The sequence below is a fragment of the Sulfitobacter sp. G21635-S1 genome (genome assembly GCF_027213915.1).
Taxonomy (GTDB): Bacteria; Pseudomonadota; Alphaproteobacteria; order Rhodobacterales; family Rhodobacteraceae; genus Sulfitobacter.
The window spans coordinates 220,497-239,379 of record NZ_JAPWGV010000003.1 but is presented as its reverse complement, the minus strand read 5'-3'; the positions used below and the strand labels follow the sequence as shown (position 1 = coordinate 239,379).

Below are 18,883 nucleotides of genomic sequence, written 5' to 3'. Positions count from 1 at the left end.
CTGCCAACAACCCGCTTTTCTTTTTGGCCCTAAGTATTCCCGGGGTCTGGGGCAGAGCCCCAGTCCAACATCAGCGCCGGGCGAAACAATGGCCCGGGTCCTTGGCAGCCATCCCCCGGATCACTCCGCCGTTGCCTGTTCCTCGTCCACATGGGCCACCCGCACCCCGGATTTGGCCGAGGTCACCACCCCCAGCGACTTCAGCTTGCGGTGCAGCGCCGAACGTTCCATGCCGACGAAATTCGCGGTGCGCGAGATATTGCCGCCGAAGCGGTTGATCTGGGTCAGCAGATATTCCCGCTCAAAGGCTTCGCGGGCCTCGCGCAGCGGCAGGGTGGCCAGCGCACCGGACAGCACCACGCGGCCATCGTCCTCGCCGCGCTCTTCCTCGCCGGGCAGTTCGCGCGCCTCGATCGGGCCGGTGCCCTCGCCCAGGATCAGCACCCGTTCCACCAGGTTCTTGAGCTGGCGCACGTTGCCGGGCCAAACCATGGTCTGCATCAGGGCAATCGCATCATCGCTGAGCGCCCGCTGGGGCAGCCCCTGGCTGCGGTTGAATTCGGCGATGAAATGTTCCGCCAGCAGCGGAATATCCTCGCGCCGCTCCTCCAGCGAAGGCACCGTAATCGGCACCACGTTCAGCCGGTGATAGAGCTCCTGCCGGAAGGTTTCGGCCCGGATCGCCGTCTCAAGGTCGCGGTTGGTCGATGAGATGACCCGCAGGTCCACGCGCACCTTGTCGTTGCCGCCGACACGGGTGAATTGCTGGTCCACCAGCACCCGCAGGATCTTGGACTGGGTGCCCAGCGGCATGTCCGCCACCTCGTCGAAATAGATCACCCCGCCATGGGCCTGCTCCAGCAGGCCCGGCTCCACGCCCCGGTCGGCCCCTTCGCGGCCGAACAGGACTTCTTCCATCCGGTCCGGGGCAACCCCGGCGCAGTTCACGGTAACAAAGGGCGCCTGCGCGCGACTGGAATGGGCGTGAATATAACGCGCCGCGATTTCCTTGCCCGATCCGGCAGGCCCGCTCAGCATCACCCTGCCATTCGATTTCGTCACCTTGTCCAGCTGCCCGATCAGCGCGCGAAAGGCCGCCGAATTGCCCAGCATCTCCGAGGTCACGATATCCTTGCGCTTGAGGGTCTGGTTCTCGCGGCGCAGGCGCGAGGTTTCCATGGCGCGGCGGATCACCACCAGCAACTGGTCGATGTTGAAGGGTTTCTCGATGAAATCGTAGGCCCCCTGCTTGATCGCCGCCACCGCGATCTCAATGTTGCCATGGCCCGAGATGATCACCACCGGCACATCCGGGTTGTCGCGTTTGACGGTCTTGAGAATGTCGATGCCATCCATCCGGCTGTCCTTGAGCCAGATGTCGAGGATCATCAGCGCCGGCGGCTCGGTGTTGATCGCGGCCATCGCCTCGTCCGATCCGCCTGCCAGCCGCGTCGCATATCCCTCGTCCTCCAGGATGTCCGAAATCAACTCACGGATGTCCTTCTCATCGTCAACAATCAGAATGTCACTCATGCGGTTTCCTCCATCTGGGCCGGGGTCTGGGTTGGCACGATCGGCAGGGTAATCACCGCCATCGCGCCAAAGTGGTTTTGCCCCTCGAATACGGGGGCATTTTCGAGGGTCAGGCTGCCGCCATGTTCCTCGATGATCTTCTTGACGATGGGCAGGCCAAGGCCGGTGCCCTCGCTGCGCGTCGTCACATAGGGTTCAAACAGCCGTGCCCGGTCTTCGGGCAGGCCGATGCCATTGTCGGCAATGGAGATGCGGGCGGTTGTCTCGCCCGGAACCATCCTGACGAAAATCTGCGGCACCAGGTCATCCGGCGCGCCTTTTTCCTTCAGGCTTTCAATGGCTTCGCCCGCGTTCTTGATCAGGTTCGTCAGCGCCTGCGAAATCATCGTGGCATCGACCTGGGACAGCACCGGATAATCCGGCACTTCGGCCCGGATCCGCACCCCGGGCTGGCCTGCCTGTTGCAGGAACACCGCGTCGCGCAGCAGCTGGCAGAGGTCCTCCTGCGCGGTTTCGGGCTCCGGCATCCGGGCAAATTTCGAGAATTCGTCAACGATGCGCCGCAGGTCCCCGGTCTGGCGGATGATCACGCCGGTCATCTGGTCCAGTTTCTCGGCATCATCGCCCTGCATCTGCGACCCGAACTTGCGCCTGATCCGCTCGGCAGACAGCTGAATCGGGGTCAGCGGGTTCTTGATCTCATGGGCAATGCGCCGCGCCACGTCGCCCCAGGCGGCCATGCGCTGCGCGCTGACCAGGTCGGTCACGTCGTCAAAGGCCACCACATAGCCCTCAAGCCTGCCGTTGTCGCTGCGCCGGGTGGCCATGCGGACCAGCAGGTTCTCCATCGCACCCTGCCGGGAAACCTTGACCTCGCCGGTGGTGGCCTCACCGCCACCGCTGGACAGCGTGTCGAACAGCGGCCCGAATTCCGGCACCGCGACCGTCAGCGACAGCGATTGCTGTTCCTCGGTCCAGTCCAGCAGGCGCATGGCGGAGCGGTTGACGAAGGTCACCCTGCCCTCGGGGTCCAGCCCCACCACCCCGGAGGTGACAGAAGAGAGCACCGAATCGAACAGCCGCCTGCGGCGTTCGATCTGACGGTTGTTGTCCAAGAGCGTTTCGCGCTGGCCGCGCAGCTGGGTGGTCATCTGGTTGAAGTAGCGGCCCAGCATGGCAATTTCATCGTCGCCGTCCTCTTCGCGCACCTGCACGTTCAGATCGCCGGCACCGACCTGCTGCGCCGCCCCGGTCAGCCGCCCCACCGGCCCGGACAGACGTTCGGCAAACCACAGCCCCAGCCAGACCGCCGCCAGGATCAGGATCACGGCAAAGCCGACATAAAGCAGGCCGAATTCAAACAGCAGCCTGCCCCGGTCCTTCTCCAGCTGCTGATAGAGCCGTGCGGTTTCCTGGGTTTCATCCAGCAGCGACAGGATATCGCCATCGACATCCCGGCTGACATAAAGGTAACGGTCCACCGCCCCCTGAAGCGGCACCAGGGCGCGGAATTCATTGTTTGGCCAATCCTCGATCACCAGGACCTGGGCCCCGCGCGATTCCACGATCTGTTCGGTGCTCGGTTCCTCGAAATTGAACAGGTAGGACCGCGCGCCCCGCGCCCGGATCTGACCAGTGCCGTCAATCAGATAGGCTTCGCGCAGGCCCCGCTGGGATTGCCGCTGCCCCTCGGTCAGAAGCTCTCGATCGGTCAGCACACGCCCGGCCACGATGTTCTGGTCAATGAACCGCGCCAGCGCCAGCGCGTCCTCACGCAGCCCCTCACGCTGTTCATTCTCATAGGCCTGTGCTGCGGTCAGCGAGTTTTCCACCACCGAGCGGACCCGGTCCGAAAACCAGCCCTCCAGACCCACATTGACCGTAAGACCGGCAAAGACCGCCACGCTGACCGTGGGGATCAGCGCCATCAGGGCAAACACCCCGGTCAGCCGCAGGTGCAGCCGCGAACCGGCGGATTTGGCACGCCGTGCCGCAACCAGTCGCGCCACCTGGCTCAGCACAAGGGCCGCGATCAGCAGCACATAGACCAGATCGGTCAGCAGGATCAGACGCAGGCTGGGGGTATTGGCCCCCTGCCCCAGCGGCCCCAGAATCAGATAGGTCGCCATGGCCAGGACCGGCCCCAGAACCACCAGCCCCAGGGTCGCAAGATTGCGCACGCGTTTCACGCGCCGCAGACGGCCCAGACTTTCCAAGGTGATGCTGCGTGACCGGGATGCCACCCGCTATCCTCGCCGATGATGTGATGCACGGGTGCATCAACCGCCATATTATGTGGTCCTGATCGCATTCAACGTTAAGCTGAGACACGATGGCCACGGTTATGTGGCGCTTTTACATCATTTTGCGACCCCGTGTCACCTCAATATCGAGGTCGGTGATTTTCTTGCGCAGGGTGTTCCGGTTGATGCCCAGCAGATCGGCGCATTTCGCCTGATTCCCCGAGGTCGCCCCGAGGGCGATCTCGATCAGCGGGGCCTCCACTTCGCGCAGGATCCGCGCATAAAGCCCCGGCGGCGGCAGCATTGCGCCATGCTGGTCAAAATATCGCCGCAGATGACGTTCCACGCTTTGGCCCAGCCGCTCCGTATTGGCCTGGGTGCTCAAGGGTTCCGGCGAGGGCTGCGCCCCCAACACCTGTTCGGCCTCCGCCTGCGAGATTTCGGCGGCGCGGCTGGTCAGGGCAAGCTGGCGCATCGCATGTTCCAGCTGCCGCACATTGCCGGGCCAGGGATAATTGGCAAAGACCTTGGAGGCTCCCTCGGACAGGTGACGCGGCAGGGTGGAAACCGATCCTTCGGCCTTTTCCAGGAAATGCGCCGCCAGCAGGTCGATGTCCTCAACCCGGTCGCGCAGCGCCGGCACATGCAGGGTGGCGCCGGACAGGCGGTAATAAAGATCGCGGCGCAGCGTGCCCGCCTTCATCGCGGCGGCAAGGTCGGACTGGCTGGTGGCCAGGAAACGCGGCGTATATTCGCCCGGCGCATCCATCATCCGCGCGATGCGGGCCTGAATCTCATGGTCGATGTCCGCGATCTCGTCGATCAGCAGGGTGCCGCCACGCACCCGCGCCAGCACCCGCGCGGGGCCTTCAAGCTCTTGCAGATCGGCACCCGTCACGGTCACGAAAGGCAGCGAACGGCGGTCGGAAAAGTCGTGAATCGCGCGGCCGATCAGCGACTTGCCGGTGCCGCTTTCGCCCCAGATCAGCACCGGAAGGTCCGTGTTCATCACCCGTGCCACCAGCCGGTAAAGCGCCTGCATCACCGGTGTCCGGCCCACCAGCGGCAGGTCGTCGCGTTCCTCTGTGCCGGTCTTGCCGGAGGGGGCCGCACGGGTCGCGCCCTTGCGGTCCAGCGCCCGGGCGGTCCGTTTCATCAGATCGGGCAGATCGAAGGGTTTGGGCAGGTAATCAAAGGCTTCCGCCTCCGCCGCCTTGATCGCGGTCATGATGGTGTTCTGCGCCGAAATCACGATCACCGGCATATCCGGCCTGTCCTGCGAGATTTTCGGCAGCATCTCCAGACCGTTGCCATCGGGCATGGCCACATCGGTGATCACCACGTCGCCCTTGCCCTCACCGACCCAGCGCATCAGCGTCGTCAGGCTTGAGGTGGCATGCACCTTGCATCCCGCGCGGGTCAGGGCCTGTGTCAGCACGGTGCGGATCGTGCGGTCGTCATCGGCGACCAGTACGGTACCATCCATGTCTTATATCTCCTCTTGATGCGCCGGGGCGCGGGATAACGATATGCGAAAGACGGTGCGCCCCGGTGTGCTGTCCACCGAGATCCAGCCGTCGTGTTCGGAAATGATCTTGCTGACCAGCGCCAGCCCCAGCCCGGTGCCGTTCTCGCGCCCGGATACGAAGGGATCAAAGATCACCGACCTGATGTGGTCCGGCAGCCCCGGACCATCGTCGATCACCTCGATCTGCAGGGGCAGCGACTGGCCGGAGCCATCGGCGCGGCGCAGGCGGAAGGAATGTTCGAAATAGGTGTGCAGGCGGATCGTCCCGCCCCCCTCTCCGGCGGCTTCCGAGGCGTTCTTGAGCAGGTTCAGCACCACCTGCAGCAACTGGTCCTTGTCCCCCAGTGCGGGCGGCAGCGAGGGGTCGTAATCCTCGATGATCTTCATCTGCGCACCAAAGCCCAGCAGCGCGGAGCGCCGGGCGCGGTCCAGCACGTCATGCAGGTTCACGGGCTTGCGCACCGGCTCGGTCAGATTGCCGAATTGCTCCACCTGCTCCAGCAGCTTCACGATGCGGCGGCTTTCCGCGACAATCAGATCGGTCAGTTCCAGCTCATCCGCGTTCAGGTTCATCGACAAAAGCTGCGCCGCCCCGGTGATGCCCGCCAGCGGGTTCTTGATCTCATGGGCCAGCATCTCGGCCATGCCGATGGCGGATTTCGCGGCGGATTTGACAGAATGGCTCTGGGTCATGCGCCCGGCCAGTTCGCGCGGGCTGATCATCATCAGCATATAGCCCGCACGCCCCGACAGCGGCGCGATCTGGAGCGAGGATTTCAGCGGGGCACGCTGGCCCGATCCCACGTCGATGTCATTGACGAACAAAGGCGTGTTGCTCTCGCGCGCACGCTCAAAGGCTTCTTCCAGCGGATCGTCGACGGCGATCATGTCCCACACCGGGCTGCCCTTCACATGTTTGGCAGAGGCGTTGAGAAAGCCTTCGGCGGCGGGGTTCATCGCGTCGATCCTGTTGTCGGGCGCGATCACGAAACTGGGGATCGGCAAAGAGGCCCAGATCTGGCGGTCCATGCTCATGCGGCCACCAATGCGCGGTCGGCAGTCATCGCCTCGCGCAGCAGTTTGACGGTCCGGCCCGGTGTCGCCCCGGTCAGCACCGCGCGGCGCAGTTCCGCCGGGGTGCCAGCGGTATCCATGTACCAGCCAAGATGTTTGCGGGCGACACGCGCCCCCAGTTCAACGCCGTAAAAGCCAAGCATCGCTTCGTAATGTTCCTCAACCATGTCGGCAAAGCCCTTGCCCTGCGGCACCCGGGGTTCCGGGGTGCCGTAAAGCGCATGGGAAACCTGTGCCAGCAACCAGGGCCGCCCCTGCGCCCCGCGCCCGACCATCACCCCATCCGCGCCGGAATGGTCCAGCGCCCTGCGCGCGGCGCGCGGGCTGGTGATGTCGCCATTGGCAATCACCGGGATCTCCACCGCATCCTTCACCCGGCGGATCGCGCGCCAGTTGGCCCGCCCCTTGTAGAACTGGCAGCGGGTGCGGCCGTGGATGGTGATCATGCAGATGCCTGCCGCCTCGGCGCGGCGCGCGATGTCCGCCGCATTCAGCATCTCGTCGTCCCAGCCCAGCCGGGTCTTGAGCGTGACCGGCACGTCCACCGCCGCCACCACCGCCTCGATCAGGCGCAGGGCGTGATCCGGGGTCTTCATCAAAGCGGAGCCAGAGGCGCCCTGGGTCACCTTCTTGGCCGGGCAGCCCATGTTGATGTCGATGATCCGCGCGCCCTGCCCCGCGATCATGCGCGCGGCCTCCGCCATCGGCGCAGCCTCGCGGCCCGCGATCTGCACGGCGGTGCCCTCGACACCCAGGCCCAGCTCGGCCTTTTCGCGGGTGCCAGGGCGGCGGCTCAGCAATTCCTGGCTCGCAACCATCTCGGACACCACCAGCCCCGCGCCAAAGCGCGCCACCAGCGTCCGGTAGGGCAGATCGGTGATTCCGGCCATCGGGGCGAGGAACACCGGAGGAAAGAGGTCATTTGGCAGGCGTGTCGCGGTCACATGCTTAATCCTTGTGCGCTTGGGTCAGGTCTATCGTCACCCCCCTGATACCTCAATGAATTATCGCCCCCCAATACCACAGTACAGCCCGAAATGCCTAATATTTAGGCAGCGCACTTGCACGATTGCGCCTTCAGGCCACATTGCCTAGACAGGTTTCATGCACGATCAGAGCCCTTCATGACCATTTGCGCCCTTATCGTGGCGGCCGGGCGCGGCACCCGCGCCGGGGGCGATCTGCCCAAGCAATGGCAGCGGGTCGCGGGGCGCAGCGTGCTGGCCCATACCATCGCCGCATTCCGGGCGCATCCCGCCGTCGACACCATCGCGCTGGTGCTGCATCCCGATGACCTGGACAAGGCCGCACCGTTCCGGGAGGCGGGCATCGCGGTGGCCGCAGGCGGGTCGGACCGGGCCGCATCGGTACGCGCGGGGCTTGCACTGCTGCCCGACAGCGGCAAGGTCCTGATCCATGATGCGGCGCGCTGCTGCGTCCCGCAACAGGTCATCACAGAGGTGATCGCGGCGCTGGAGCATCACGCCGCCGCTGCCCCCGGCCTGCCGGTCACAGATGCGCTGTGGCAGGGCGGCGCGCAGCGTGTCACCGGCACTCAGGACCGCGAAGGGCTTTTTGCCGCCCAGACGCCGCAGGGCTTTGACTTGCCCGTGATCCGCGCCGCCCATGCGGCATATGACGGCCCGGCGGCGGATGATGTGGCGGTGGCACGGGCGGCGGGCATTGTGGTTGCCATCACCCCCGGCGACGCCGATAACATGAAGATCACGACGCCCGGCGATTTCGCCCGCGCCGCGCGGATACTGGAGGGCCGGATGGACATCAGAACAGGCAACGGATTTGACGTTCATGCCTTTGGCCCCGGCGATCATGTGACGCTCTGCGGCCTGCGCATCCCGCATGATCAGGGCCTTGTGGGCCATTCGGATGCGGATGTGGGGATGCATACGGTGACCGACGCGATCTATGGCGCGCTGGCCATGGGCGACATCGGCCAGCATTTCCCGCCCTCGGATCCGCAGTGGAAAGGCGCCGCCAGCGAGGTTTTCCTGCGCCATGCCGCCGGGCTTGCCGCCCAGGCCGGATTCGCGATCACCCATGTGGATTGCACCCTGATCTGCGAACAGCCCAAGATCGGCCCCCATGCCCCGGAAATGCGCCGCGTCATGGCGGGGCTGCTGGGGCTGGAGGTTGAGCGTGTTTCGGTCAAGGCCACCACCTCCGAGCGGCTGGGTTTCACCGGACGCGGTGAGGGGATCGCCTGTATGGCCACGGCAACATTGGTGAAATCATGAACATCGCAAAGATGATCGGAACCGTTTTTGGCGTCGGCTACATCCGCCCCGCCCCCGGCACATGGGGTTCGCTTGTGGCGCTGCCCTGGGGCTGGCTGCTGCATGTTCTCGGCGGTTTTCCCCTGCTGGTGCTGGCGGTTGTCGCGGGTTTCGCCAAGGGCTGGTGGGCCACGGCGAAGATGACGGCGGGCAGCGATGATCACGACCCTTCCGAAATCGTCGTGGATGAGGTCGTGGGCCAGTGGATTGCCCTTTTGCCCCTGTCCTATGCCGCCTGGACGCGCGGGTTGGACATGCTGGTGATGTGGCCCGGCTGGATCGCCGCATTTCTCCTCTTCCGTCTCTTCGACATCTGGAAACCCTGGCTGGTCGGCAGGGCCGATGCGCGCGGCGATGCGCTGGGGGTGATGCTGGACGATGTGATCGCGGGCATTTTTGCAGCCCTGGGCGTGATGGTTCTGGCCGGTCTCTACCACGGGGTTCTGACATGAGCATTGCAGCGCAGATTATTGAACTGGCACAGAAAAAAGGCGTCCTTGTCTCCTGCGCCGAAAGCTGCACCGGCGGGCTGGTCGCCGCCGCGCTGACCGAAGTGCCCGGATCCTCGGTGATGTTCGACTGCGGATTCGTCACCTATACCAATGCCGCCAAGATGAAGATGCTGGGCGTGCGCCCCAGCAGCCTGCAGATGTTCGGCGCGGTCTCAGAAGAGGTCGCGCGCGAAATGGCAACAGGCGCGCTGGCACATTCCGGGGCCCAGGTGGCCGTCTCCATCACCGGGATCGCTGGCCCCGGCGGGTCCGAGCACAAGCCCGAAGGCCGCGTCTGTTTCGGCCTCGCGGCAGGCGATCAGCTCTGGGCCACAACCCAGGAATTCGGCGCCATGGGCCGCAGCCGGGTGCGCACCGCTGCCCGCGACCATGCCCTGACGCTGCTGGTGCAGGGACTTTTCAGCCTGCCCTGATACCGGGCAAAGCACCCCTGCAGTCGCCCAAATTATCGGCATTTTCAAAAAAGATGCCAAAATAGGCATGTTGAGTCTTTTCCGGGCGTTCCGCTTGCCCAAGGTGCGGCAACCCTGACGCTGACCCGGAGACACCCTATGAATGCCGCTGATTCCGCCTGGATCATGACCGCAACCGCGCTGGTCCTTTTCATGACCCTACCGGGGCTTGCCCTGTTCTATGGCGGGCTGGTGCGCGCGCGCAACGTGCTCAGCGTCTTCATGCATTGTTATGCCATCGCCTGCCTGATGTCGGTGCTGTGGTTCCTGCTGGGCTATAGTATCGCCTTTGGCCCCGGCACCGGCGGCATCTGGGGCGGGCTGGGCAAGGCAGGGCTGAGCGGGATCACCATCGACAGCCTCAGCGGCACCCTGCCCGAAATCCTGTTCTTTGCCTTTCAGATGACATTCGCCATCATCACCCCCGCCCTGATCGTCGGCGCCTATGTGGAGCGGATCAATTTCGCCTTCCTGCTGCTGTTCTCGGGCCTGTGGATGCTGCTGTGCTATGCGCCGGTGGTGCATTGGATCTGGGGCGGCGGGATGCTGGCCGATGGCGGCATCTTTGGCGAGACGGGGGTGCGCGATTTCGCGGGCGGCATCGTTGTCCATGAAACCGCCGGGATCGCGGCGCTGATCCTGGCGATCATGCTGGGCGCGCGCCGCGACCACAGCAAACCGCCGCACAACCCGGGAATGGTGATGATCGGGGCCGCGATGCTCTGGGTCGGCTGGTTCGGCTTCAACGGCGGCTCGCAACTGGCCGCCGACGGGGGCGCGGCCATGGCGATCACCGTGACCCATATCTCCGCCGCCACCGCCTCGCTCACCTGGGCGCTCTGGGAACGGATCAAGTTCGGCAAGGCCTCGCTGGTGGGTCTGGTGACCGGCACCATTGCCGGCCTCGCCTCGATCACCCCGGCATCGGGTTTCGTGGGGCCCTGGGCCGCGCTGCTGATCGGCGCCATTGCCGGCGTGCTGTGTCAGGAAGCGGTCACGCTGGTGCGCAACAAGCTGAAGGTCGATGACACGCTGGATGTCTTTGCGGTCCACGGCGTCGGCGGGATCTTCGGCACGGTGATGATCGCGGCACTGGGTGCAGGCACCTGGGCCGCACAACTGGGATCGCTGGCCATCGTCGGCATCTTCACCACGGTCGTGACACTGGTCATCGCCTATGCCTGCCGCGCCATCGTGCCGATGCGGGTGGATGCGGAAGCGGAATCAAACGGGCTGGACCTGTCCAGCCACGGGGAGCGGGCCTACGACCTGACCAGCTGATCCATGAGGGCGCCAAGGTCATCGCCCTGCGCCGCCAGCCACAGCGCCTCGGCGTGGTCCTCGCCCAGCAGGGCCACCGCCTTGTCCTGCAGTTTCGCCGCGCGGACCTCCAGCGGCATCGGCGCCGACAGGTCATGCTTCAGCCGCCGCATCGCGCCGCCGGTGAAAGAGACGGCGATTTCGGACTGCGTCTCTGACAGGCGCGCCTCTTCGCTGACGCGGATTTTGTCACGCAGCGCAACAATCTCCGGGTCTTTGGCGATCTCATCGGTGAAATTGGCAATGCCGCCGGTGTCATGGCCCAGAAGTGCCATGGCACAGGTCTGGGCATAGCTGAACTTGGCCGCCAGCCCCGTGGTCGGTGCGTCGATGTTGCACACGCTCATCCAGCGCGGATTGGTGCGGATATGGATGCTCTCCACCGCCTCAAGATCCAGATCGGCACCGCGCAGCGCCTCAAGCATCGCATGCAGCCCGTGGCAGCAGGCGTGAAACTTGTGGCTGATTTCCGTGATCCGCCAGCTGCCCCTCGGCGCGCTGACCTCTGCCGCCTCGCCGTGATGGGTGGGGCCAAATCCCAGCGGTCCCGCCAGACCATCCTCTGCCGCCGTCATCCCGGCCTGCGCCCAAAGCGTCGCCTCCACCCCGGTGCGGGCGGCCAGACCGGCATTGAGCGGCTTTGCCATGGTGCCGAACTGCGATTTCAGCCCCGAGGCCATGCTGGCGCAAAGGCCAAGCGCCGCCCGCAACTGGCGTTTGTCCAGCTCCAGCAGCCGCGCGCAGCCCATGACCGCGCCGAAGGCCCCCGCCGTGGCGGTCTGATGATAGCCCACCTGATAATGGCTGCGCCCCAGCCAGAGCCCCACGAGAATCGAGGCTTCAACCCCCAGCGTCGCGGCATCGACCACCTCGTCCAGCGGCGCGCGCAGCTCCTGCGCCAGCGCCAGAACCGCAGGCAGCACCGCAACCGAAGGATGGCCGATATGGGCGAAATGCGTGTCGTCGTAATCCAGCGCATGGGACAGCGTGCCGTTGACCAGCGCGGCCAGGGGCGCCGTTGCCGTGCCCCCGCCAAAGATCTGCGCCTGCCCCGCGCCCATCGCACGTTGCGCGGCGGCGAAATCGTCGAATTCACCGGCCTGCGCCCCGGCAATGCCGCAGGCGGCCCAATCGAACAGCGACAGGCGCATCATCACGGCAGCCTCGGCCGGAACCTCTGCCTTGCGGAAACGGATCAGCTGGTCGGTGATGGTGCTCATGCACCCGATCCGTAAAGCGCCTCTGCCCGTTTTTCAAAGGCTTTCACCACGCGCAACATGGCCTCGTTGAAGACAACGCCGATGATGCCCTGCAAGATCCGGTTGCGGAATTCGAAATCGACGTGGAAATGCACCTTGCAGCCCTGTGGCGCATCCTCGAACCGCCAGTTCGACAGCATGTATTTGAACGGGCCGTCCAGATATTCGGTGTCGATCTTCATCTGATCGGGCCAGAGCGTCACGCGGCTGGTGAATCGCTCGCGGAACACCTTGAAGCTGATCACCAGATCGGCATCCATCACGCGATGGTCGCCAATCCGTTCATCGCTGCGGATGCGCGCGGCCGCCGTCCAGGGCAGGAATTCGGGGTACTTGCCCACATCCGCCACCAGATCGTACATCTGTTGCGCGGTATAGGGCAGCTCTTTGGTCTCTGAATGGGTCGGCATTGCGTTCCGGGTCTGCTCGGGTTAGCCCTATGTCTCCGGTAAACGCCATGAAATCAAGGGCCAATGGTCATGACAGATCGTCGCTATGTGATTGATGAAATGATCTCGGCCAAGGCGATTGCCGCCCGGATCGAAGCGCTGTGCCGCGCGATCCATGATGAATTCGACGGCACCGACAAACTGGTGGTGGTGGGGCTGCTGCGCGGCTCCTTCGTGTTCATCGCCGATCTGGTGCGCGAGCTGGACCTGCCGATCGAGGTCGATTTCCTTGAGGCCTCCAGCTATGGCGACGGCACGGAAAGCAGCCGCGAGGTGCGCATTCTCAAGGACCTGCGCGGCGCCATCGAAGGCCGTGACGTGCTGGTGGTCGAGGATATCGTGGACACCGGCCATACGCTGCACCATGTCACCAACCTGCTGAAATCGCGCGAACCTGCGCGGCTGAAAACCATCGCGCTGCTGGACAAGCCCAGCCGCCGAGAGGTGGACATGAAGGCGGATTGGACCGGCTTCGAGATTCCGGATGAATTTGTCGTGGGCTATGGCATCGATTATGCTCAGCGCAACCGCAACCTGCCCTTCATCGGAAAGGTCCGTTTCACATGAACCCGATCTGGCTCTTGCGCATGGCGAAATGGGCGCATCACCCGCCCTCGGTCAAACGGGTGATACTGGTCTTTGCGGTCATTGCGCTGGCGCTGCTCATCGCCGGGATCCAATGGATGGGATGGTGGCCCGACTGGGCCACGACAGAACGTGTGCCGCGCCGGTTCTGACCCGCGCTACGGGATGTTTCCGCCGATCACGAAAATGTTTTTGGCAGCTTACATGGTCCGTGGCATGCTGCGGCAAGAACCTGTTAAATTTCACTTTTGCCATTCAGACACGGAGATCAACCCATGCAGAAGAGCTTCACCACCCGGACCGTCACCGCGATTGTCTGCGGTGTGATCGCAACGGCGGGCTTTGCCGCCAGCCACGGGGGCGGCGAAAACAAGAGCGTCGAGGCGCGCCATGCGATGATGCAGATGATCGCCTATCACACCGGCATCCTGGGCGGGATCGCCAAGGGCGAAATGGACTATGATTCCGCCATGGTCGACGCCGCAGCCATGAACATCGCCTCTCTGGCCGCGATGGACCGGGCAACGCTGTGGATCGAGGGCACCGAACAGGGTGCCGCCGCCGATTCCCGCGCCAAACCCGAAATCTGGAGCGATCCGGAAGGTTTCGGTGCCGCCTTTGAAAAGCTGGAAACAGCCGCCAGCGCGCTGGTCGGCGCATCGGATGCGGCAGCCGTGGGCGCCGGGATGGGCGATCTCGGCGGCGCCTGCAAGGCCTGCCACGAAACCTATCGCGGCCCCGAAAACTGATCACCGGACCTGAATGTTGCGCCGTTTTCTGATTGCGATCTGCCTGCTGGCGGTGATTGGCCTTGGGGTGTTCTGGGTGCTGACACGCCCTGCCCCGCTTGATGCCGATTTTGCCGGTGGGCATGTGGCGGATGCGGAAAACGGCGCGCGCATCTTTCACGCGGGCGGCTGTGCCTCCTGTCATGCCGCACCCGGAAGTGACGACAAGCTGACCCTCGCGGGCGGCGAAGGGTTCGCCAGCGATTTCGGCACCTTCCACGCCCCCAACATCTCGCCCGGGCCGGAAGGCATCGGCGGATGGGATCTGCCCGGTTTCGCCCGCGCGGTCACCCGGGGGGTCTCGCCCGACGGGCGGCACTATTACCCCGCCTTCCCCTATACGACCTATATCCACATGGAAGACACCGATGTGGCGGATCTGTTTGCCTATATGCAGACCCTGCCAGTGTCGGACACACCCAGCAAACCGCATGACGTGGGTTTCCCCTTCAACATCCGGCGCGGCCTGGGCCTGTGGAAATTGCTCTATCTGGATGAGAGTTTCGTGATGACCGGCGAGATGTCGGAGCAGGTGACACAGGGGCGCTACCTGGTCGAGGCTCTGGGCCATTGCGCCGAATGCCACACGCCGCGCGGGCCTTTCGGCGGGTTGCAGCGCGATGCCTGGCTGAGTGGCGCGCCCAACCCCTCCGGCAAGGGGCGTATTCCCAATATCACGCCCGCCGGTCTGGACTGGTCGGCTGATGACATCGCCTATTACCTGGAAAGCGGTCTGACCCCGGATTTCGACAGCGTCGGCGGCACCATGGCATCGGTGGTGGACAACATGTCGCAACTGCCCGAAGGCGACCGGGCGGCGATAGCGGCCTATCTCAAGGCGCTGCCCTGACGCGGCCGTCCCGCATGGTGAGAGTGCGGGATGGATATTTATGGCCAAAAAGAAAGGGGGACAAGATGTAGTGCCGCCTGAGCCGTTTCTGGCCTCCTTGTTTTTCACATCGGATTGTGGCCAGTTTCTGAACAGCATCAGCAGGAGGCGGTCATGAAGATTCTGATCGTGGGGGCCGGTCCCACCGGCCTGACAGCAGCCGTGGAACTGGCGCGCCGGGGCGTCATGCCGCGCATCATCGACAAAAGGTCCGGCCCCTCGAACCTGAGCCGGGCCGTCGGCATCCAGCAGCGCACGATGGATATTCTGACCCCCTCCGGCGCGGCGGAGGAGATCCGCAAGGAAGCGGTCTGTTTTGACGGCGTCGCCTTTCACTCAGGCCCCCGCAGGATCGCGAAACTTGCCCTGAATTTCGATGACAAATCCCGGCTCTATGGACTGCCGCAGGACCGGACGGAGCATTTCCTGGCCCGCGCCTTTGCCCGGTATGGCGGCAAGATCGAATATGACACGCCGTTCGAGGGGCTGACCCAGGATGAAACATGCGCACGCGTGCAGATGGGCGGGACAGAATCACCCTTCGACCATGTGATCGGTGCCGACGGGGCCCACAGCGCCGTGCGCGCGGCGCTGGGGCTGGAATTTCCCGGCTTCGACCTGCCGGGCCAATGGTCCATCGCCGATGTGGAAAGCCCGGACTGGCGTGATCCGCAGTGCTTCCAGGGCTTCCTGCTGCCCCATGGCGACATCTGCATCGTCGCCCCGCTGGAGGCTGCGCGCTTCCGGGTGATCGCAAGCCGGCCCGACGCGCTTGCCGCCTTGCCGGTGCCGATGAACGTGACCAACATCCGCCGCAGCGGCGCTTTCACCATCTCGGTGCGGCAGGTGACGGATTATGCGGTGGGCCGGGTCTGTCTCGCCGGGGATGCCGCACATTGCCATTCCCCGGCAGGCGGGCGCGGCATGAACCTCGGCATCGCGGATGCGGCCGACCTTGCCGGGCGGCTGGTTGACGGGGGCCTTGCCGGCTATCACGCCGCGCGCCATGCGGAAGGGGCACATGTGCTGGCCTTCAGCGAGACCGTGCGCAAGGCGGTGCAGTCAAAAAGCCCGCTGCGCCGGATGGTCATGCCCTGGGTGATGAAACTGGTCGCCGCGGTCCCGCCGTTCCAGCGGGCGGCGGTGCATTATTTCGTCAGCGGCTGAAACGCTTCCGGTTTTCGTTGAAATCAGGCCAGCCCCAGCTTGCGGTTGCGCGCTTCGCGCAGGCGGGTGAAATCATCGCCCGCGTGATAGGACGACCGGGTCAGCGGCGTGGCGGAAACCATCAGGAACCCCTTTCCATAGGCCGCCTTTTCATAGGCTGCAAATTCGTCCGGATGCACAAAACGGTCGACGCGGTGGTGTTTCGGCGTCGGCTGCAGATACTGGCCGATGGTCAGGAAATCGATGTCCGCGGCGCGCATGTCCTCCATCACCTGAATGACAGATTGCCGATCCTCGCCCAGCCCCACCATGATACCCGATTTGGTGAACATCGAGGGGTCCAGCTCCTTCACCCGCTGCAACAGGCGCAGGGAGTGGAAGTAACGCGCGCCGGGGCGGACCTCCGGATAAAGGCCCGGCACGGTTTCAAGGTTGTGGTTGAACACATCGGGACGCGCCTCGACCACCACTTCCAGCACCTTGGGATCGGCGCGGATGAAATCCGGTGTCAGAATCTCGATGGTGGTCCCGGGGCTGCGCTTGCGGATGGCGCGGATGGTCTGGGCAAAATGCTCCGCCCCGCCGTCCGCCACATCGTCGCGGTCGACAGAAGTGATGACCACATGGTTCAGCCCCAGCTTGGCCACCGCATCGGCCACCCGCCCCGGCTCGAACACATCCAGCGCCTCGGGCGGCTTGCCGGTGGCGATGTTGCAGAAAGTGCAGGCGCGGGTGCAGACCTCGCCCATGATCATCATGGTGGCGTGGCCCTGGCTCCAGCATTCGCCGACATTGGGGCAGCCCGCCTCTTCGCAGACCGTGGTCAGCTTGTTGTCGCGCATGATCTTCGCGGTTTCGGCATATCCCTTGCCGCCGGGGGCCTTGACCCTGATCCAGTCCGGTTTCTTGGGCTGGGCATTGTCGGGCTTGCGCGCCTTTTCAGGGTGGCGCTGTTCGGGGATTTTCAGATCGCGCATGGGGACCTCACATTGCTTGCGATCTATGTAACACAACTTTGCGCCAACAAAAGCCCATGCCGCGCAATGCTGCCTTGCACCCGTGCGATGCTATCCGATCATCGGACCACCCGGGCCGATGGTTTCGTCATAATGCCGCTTCAGGCGCATCAGCGCGATGCGCAACACGATCTTGCCGGACCGCGCCGACCAACCCAGACGTTTTTCCGTGGTCTCCAGCCCTTCGAGATAGCAACAGCACCGCAGCGCCACATCCGACAGCCCCGGCCCGAGATAGCGCAACGCCGCCGTCACCCGTGCCTGCGCCGCCCCGGCACTGTCCGGTATCGCGCGCGTCCCGCAAGTGCCGCCTTGCGTGCCCGCGGTCAGGAAACCCTGCCAGTTCTGGGTCACCCGCGTGCCCATCTGCGCCAGTTCGAAATCCTCGCGCAGGCGTTCGCCTGCATGGACCAGCGCATCGCTCAGAAAGGGCTTTCCGCTCTTGTCCTTGCGCCGCGACAAGGCGATCAGCGGGCTTTCGGCCAGTGAATAGCGCATTTTCTGGCGGTGGCTGCATGCGGCCTCACCGCTGTCGTCCCGCCAGCCCGCATCAGCGCCGTCAAATCCGGTCTGGGCTTCGGCAAAGCCCTGGGTGCCACGCGGCATGCCCCCCTCTGCCCCGATCATCCCCCCCAGCGCGCTTCGGCCCGCGGTGGTGATGTGGTAGCGGATGATGCGCCCGGAATTGGAGGGGGCGATCCAGTCCTTCAACGCCATGGCCTGTGCCACCGCGGCATCCACCACAGCGGTCCGGGTGCTGCCCCCCGATGCGGTATCGCGCACCACCACGGCCTTTTCCATGTCTGCCGCGATGGCCAGCACCGCGCCGGTTTCGCACAGCCTGGGCAGGATGCGCATCGCCTCCTGTGTCAGCGCGGCTTCGTCGGGGACGGATTTGTGGGCGGGCTGGGCCATTGGCAGTTCCTCCTTTAAGGCGTTTTTCCCGGCACCGGTCGGTCGGCGTTCCGCGCCCAGGCGTTGCAATGCGGCATCCACCAGCGGATCGTCACGGCGGGTCTCGATCCGGCGGATCTGACGCATGATTGTGGAAGCGTGACATCCCGCACTTCGGGCGAGTTCCCGCATTGGTCGTCCCTGCTCCGTATGGGCCAGATAATGAATTGCGCCTTCCGGCACCCAGTCCGGCAGGCTTAACGGTTGATGAGCACTCTTAGCTGACAAAACGCGTACCACTCTATTTTACATTGTTGTTTCCGTAGGTTGACGAGTTATCCACAGGTGGACAAATCGCAACCTATGGGTGCACTGGTTACCTGATCGTTAAAACTTTTTCGGTTTCTCAATCATTGTTTCGAAAGTCTAAACACTGGTGAAGGCGCCGCACGACCCTCTCCGGGAGGGCGCAACACCCGCTTGAGTTGTGGCAAAACGGAGGCAGCGATTCCGCCATCCCGACCAGAAAAGGACCACTGCCATGCAAGATATCTTTTCCATGCTGAGCGCCCTGCACCGCCCGCAACTGATGATGCGCGCCGCGCGCATCGGGGCGGAAAACTACCGCCGCTCCAGCCATCTGCCCCGGCTGCTGGGCTATGGCGTGCTGCCCCGCCACAGCGCAGCCCTGCTGCGCCTGATGGAGATCGAGGCCCTGCTGGAGGATGAACGCAAGCGCGCGGATGCAGGCTACAGCCTGATCCGGCACATCGACGTGCTGATTGCCATGGTGGGTGAGGCGCGGGTGCTGCGCGCGGTCAATGCAGCGCCCCGCAGCGTGACGTGACGGGTAAATGGGCCGCCACCGGGGCGGCGGCCG

At 64.5% G+C, this 18,883-nt stretch carries 19 protein-coding genes; 10 read left to right on the top strand and 9 right to left on the bottom strand.

Features of this window, described 5'->3' with window-relative positions; translation table 11 throughout:
• Positions 1-120: 120 nt before the first annotated feature.
• The 5 genes from ntrX to dusB form a co-directional block, all read right to left on the bottom strand.
• Positions 121-1,533 (bottom strand): nitrogen assimilation response regulator NtrX, encoded by a 1,413-nt coding sequence (ntrX, locus tag O4H53_RS05250; RefSeq protein WP_269361893.1) that lies wholly within the window; start codon positions 1,531-1,533, stop codon positions 121-123.
• Entirely contained in the window at positions 1,530-3,776 is a 2,247-nt protein-coding gene (locus tag O4H53_RS05245; protein ID WP_331284220.1) for a sensor histidine kinase NtrY-like, read from the bottom strand. Before O4H53_RS05245 ends, ntrX begins: the two co-directional genes overlap by 4 nt.
• Before the next feature lie 112 nt (positions 3,777-3,888).
• On the bottom strand, positions 3,889-5,262 hold the full coding sequence (locus O4H53_RS05240) for a response regulator (protein WP_269361890.1): 1,374 nt from the start codon (positions 5,260-5,262) through the stop codon (positions 3,889-3,891).
• A 3-nt stretch (positions 5,263-5,265) separates the two neighbouring features.
• A complete protein-coding gene (locus O4H53_RS05235; protein WP_269361889.1) occupies positions 5,266-6,339 on the bottom strand; it encodes a two-component system sensor histidine kinase NtrB in 1,074 nt (357 codons plus the stop codon).
• Complete coding sequence (gene dusB / locus O4H53_RS05230) at positions 6,336-7,322, bottom strand: tRNA dihydrouridine synthase DusB (protein WP_269361887.1); 987 nt, start codon at positions 7,320-7,322, stop codon at positions 6,336-6,338. The genes O4H53_RS05235 and dusB overlap by 4 nt, the downstream gene beginning before the upstream one ends.
• 180 nt (positions 7,323-7,502) lie before the next feature.
• Here dusB and O4H53_RS05225 point away from each other — a divergent pair, with 180 nt between their 5' ends.
• The 4 genes from O4H53_RS05225 (at position 7,503) to O4H53_RS05210 (ending at position 10,917) form a co-directional block, all read left to right on the top strand.
• Positions 7,503-8,633 carry a bifunctional 2-C-methyl-D-erythritol 4-phosphate cytidylyltransferase/2-C-methyl-D-erythritol 2,4-cyclodiphosphate synthase gene (locus O4H53_RS05225; protein ID WP_269361885.1) on the top strand — a complete coding sequence of 377 codons (1,131 nt, stop codon included), beginning with the start codon at positions 7,503-7,505 and terminating at the stop codon, positions 8,631-8,633.
• On the top strand, positions 8,630-9,124 hold the full coding sequence (locus O4H53_RS05220; RefSeq protein ID WP_269361883.1) for a phosphatidylglycerophosphatase A family protein: 495 nt from the start codon (positions 8,630-8,632) through the stop codon (positions 9,122-9,124). Before O4H53_RS05225 ends, O4H53_RS05220 begins: the two co-directional genes overlap by 4 nt.
• The gene (locus O4H53_RS05215) at positions 9,121-9,597 is read left to right on the top strand and encodes a CinA family protein (RefSeq protein WP_269361881.1); all 477 of its coding nucleotides are present in this window, start codon (positions 9,121-9,123) and stop codon (positions 9,595-9,597) included. Before O4H53_RS05220 ends, O4H53_RS05215 begins: the two co-directional genes overlap by 4 nt.
• Before the next feature lie 138 nt (positions 9,598-9,735).
• Positions 9,736-10,917: an ammonium transporter gene (locus tag O4H53_RS05210; RefSeq protein WP_269361880.1), complete on the top strand. Its 1,182-nt coding sequence runs from the start codon at positions 9,736-9,738 to the stop codon at positions 10,915-10,917.
• On the opposite strand, the gene O4H53_RS05205 is transcribed toward O4H53_RS05210, so the two are convergent.
• Together O4H53_RS05205 and O4H53_RS05200 are read right to left on the bottom strand one after the other, a co-directional pair.
• Positions 10,899-12,176 (bottom strand): MmgE/PrpD family protein, encoded by a 1,278-nt coding sequence (locus O4H53_RS05205; RefSeq protein ID WP_269361878.1) that lies wholly within the window; start codon positions 12,174-12,176, stop codon positions 10,899-10,901. The two genes, O4H53_RS05210 and O4H53_RS05205, sit on opposite strands and share 19 nt — an antisense overlap.
• A complete protein-coding gene (locus tag O4H53_RS05200; protein ID WP_269361876.1) occupies positions 12,173-12,625 on the bottom strand; it encodes a type II toxin-antitoxin system RatA family toxin in 453 nt (150 codons plus the stop codon). The genes O4H53_RS05205 and O4H53_RS05200 overlap by 4 nt, the downstream gene beginning before the upstream one ends.
• Before the next feature lie 69 nt (positions 12,626-12,694).
• Here O4H53_RS05200 and hpt point away from each other — a divergent pair, with 69 nt between their 5' ends.
• From hpt to O4H53_RS05175, 5 genes are all read left to right on the top strand, one after another.
• A complete protein-coding gene (hpt, locus tag O4H53_RS05195; protein WP_114277598.1) occupies positions 12,695-13,231 on the top strand; it encodes a hypoxanthine phosphoribosyltransferase in 537 nt (178 codons plus the stop codon).
• Positions 13,228-13,401: a hypothetical protein gene (locus tag O4H53_RS05190; protein WP_205388325.1), complete on the top strand. Its 174-nt coding sequence runs from the start codon at positions 13,228-13,230 to the stop codon at positions 13,399-13,401. The genes hpt and O4H53_RS05190 overlap by 4 nt, the downstream gene beginning before the upstream one ends.
• Positions 13,402-13,524: 123 nt before the next feature.
• On the top strand, positions 13,525-13,998 hold the full coding sequence (locus O4H53_RS05185) for a c-type cytochrome (RefSeq protein WP_269361872.1): 474 nt from the start codon (positions 13,525-13,527) through the stop codon (positions 13,996-13,998).
• A gap of 16 nt (positions 13,999-14,014) precedes the next feature.
• Positions 14,015-14,887, top strand: a complete 873-nt coding sequence (locus O4H53_RS05180) for a cytochrome c (RefSeq protein ID WP_269362081.1) — start codon at positions 14,015-14,017, stop codon at positions 14,885-14,887.
• Between the two features lie 153 nt (positions 14,888-15,040).
• Entirely contained in the window at positions 15,041-16,093 is a 1,053-nt protein-coding gene (locus tag O4H53_RS05175) for an FAD-dependent oxidoreductase (RefSeq protein WP_269361871.1), read from the top strand.
• A gap of 23 nt (positions 16,094-16,116) precedes the next feature.
• On the opposite strand, the gene lipA is transcribed toward O4H53_RS05175, so the two are convergent.
• Both lipA and O4H53_RS05165 read right to left on the bottom strand, forming a co-directional pair.
• On the bottom strand, positions 16,117-17,070 hold the full coding sequence (lipA, locus tag O4H53_RS05170; RefSeq protein ID WP_269361870.1) for a lipoyl synthase: 954 nt from the start codon (positions 17,068-17,070) through the stop codon (positions 16,117-16,119).
• Between the two features lie 90 nt (positions 17,071-17,160).
• Complete coding sequence (locus O4H53_RS05165) at positions 17,161-18,150, bottom strand: DUF6456 domain-containing protein (RefSeq protein ID WP_269361868.1); 990 nt, start codon at positions 18,148-18,150, stop codon at positions 17,161-17,163.
• Positions 18,151-18,544: 394 nt separating this feature from the next.
• Here O4H53_RS05165 and O4H53_RS05160 point away from each other — a divergent pair, with 394 nt between their 5' ends.
• Positions 18,545-18,850: a DUF6477 family protein gene (locus O4H53_RS05160; protein ID WP_269361866.1), complete on the top strand. Its 306-nt coding sequence runs from the start codon at positions 18,545-18,547 to the stop codon at positions 18,848-18,850.
• Positions 18,851-18,883: the final 33 nt, after the last annotated feature.

What these genes read in the sequence shown, in the direction of transcription:
- ntrX (WP_269361893.1), bottom strand. Translation starts at nt 1,533, where the DNA reads ATGAGTGACATTCTGATTGTTGACGATGAGAAGGACATCCGTGAGTTG.
- O4H53_RS05175 (WP_269361871.1), top strand. Translation starts at nt 15,041, where the DNA reads ATGAAGATTCTGATCGTGGGGGCCGGTCCCACCGGCCTGACAGCAGCC.
- O4H53_RS05185 (WP_269361872.1), top strand. Translation starts at nt 13,525, where the DNA reads ATGCAGAAGAGCTTCACCACCCGGACCGTCACCGCGATTGTCTGCGGT.
- O4H53_RS05190 (WP_205388325.1), top strand. Translation starts at nt 13,228, where the DNA reads ATGAACCCGATCTGGCTCTTGCGCATGGCGAAATGGGCGCATCACCCG.
- lipA (WP_269361870.1), bottom strand. Translation starts at nt 17,070, where the DNA reads ATGCGCGATCTGAAAATCCCCGAACAGCGCCACCCTGAAAAGGCGCGC.
- O4H53_RS05220 (WP_269361883.1), top strand. Translation starts at nt 8,630, where the DNA reads ATGAACATCGCAAAGATGATCGGAACCGTTTTTGGCGTCGGCTACATC.
- O4H53_RS05160 (WP_269361866.1), top strand. Translation starts at nt 18,545, where the DNA reads ATGCAAGATATCTTTTCCATGCTGAGCGCCCTGCACCGCCCGCAACTG.
- O4H53_RS05205 (WP_269361878.1), bottom strand. Translation starts at nt 12,176, where the DNA reads ATGAGCACCATCACCGACCAGCTGATCCGTTTCCGCAAGGCAGAGGTT.
- O4H53_RS05215 (WP_269361881.1), top strand. Translation starts at nt 9,121, where the DNA reads ATGAGCATTGCAGCGCAGATTATTGAACTGGCACAGAAAAAAGGCGTC.
- O4H53_RS05210 (WP_269361880.1), top strand. Translation starts at nt 9,736, where the DNA reads ATGAATGCCGCTGATTCCGCCTGGATCATGACCGCAACCGCGCTGGTC.
- O4H53_RS05235 (WP_269361889.1), bottom strand. Translation starts at nt 6,339, where the DNA reads ATGAGCATGGACCGCCAGATCTGGGCCTCTTTGCCGATCCCCAGTTTC.
- O4H53_RS05240 (WP_269361890.1), bottom strand. Translation starts at nt 5,262, where the DNA reads ATGGATGGTACCGTACTGGTCGCCGATGACGACCGCACGATCCGCACC.
- O4H53_RS05225 (WP_269361885.1), top strand. Translation starts at nt 7,503, where the DNA reads ATGACCATTTGCGCCCTTATCGTGGCGGCCGGGCGCGGCACCCGCGCC.
- O4H53_RS05200 (WP_269361876.1), bottom strand. Translation starts at nt 12,625, where the DNA reads ATGCCGACCCATTCAGAGACCAAAGAGCTGCCCTATACCGCGCAACAG.
- O4H53_RS05165 (WP_269361868.1), bottom strand. Translation starts at nt 18,150, where the DNA reads ATGCGTCAGATCCGCCGGATCGAGACCCGCCGTGACGATCCGCTGGTG.
- hpt (WP_114277598.1), top strand. Translation starts at nt 12,695, where the DNA reads ATGACAGATCGTCGCTATGTGATTGATGAAATGATCTCGGCCAAGGCG.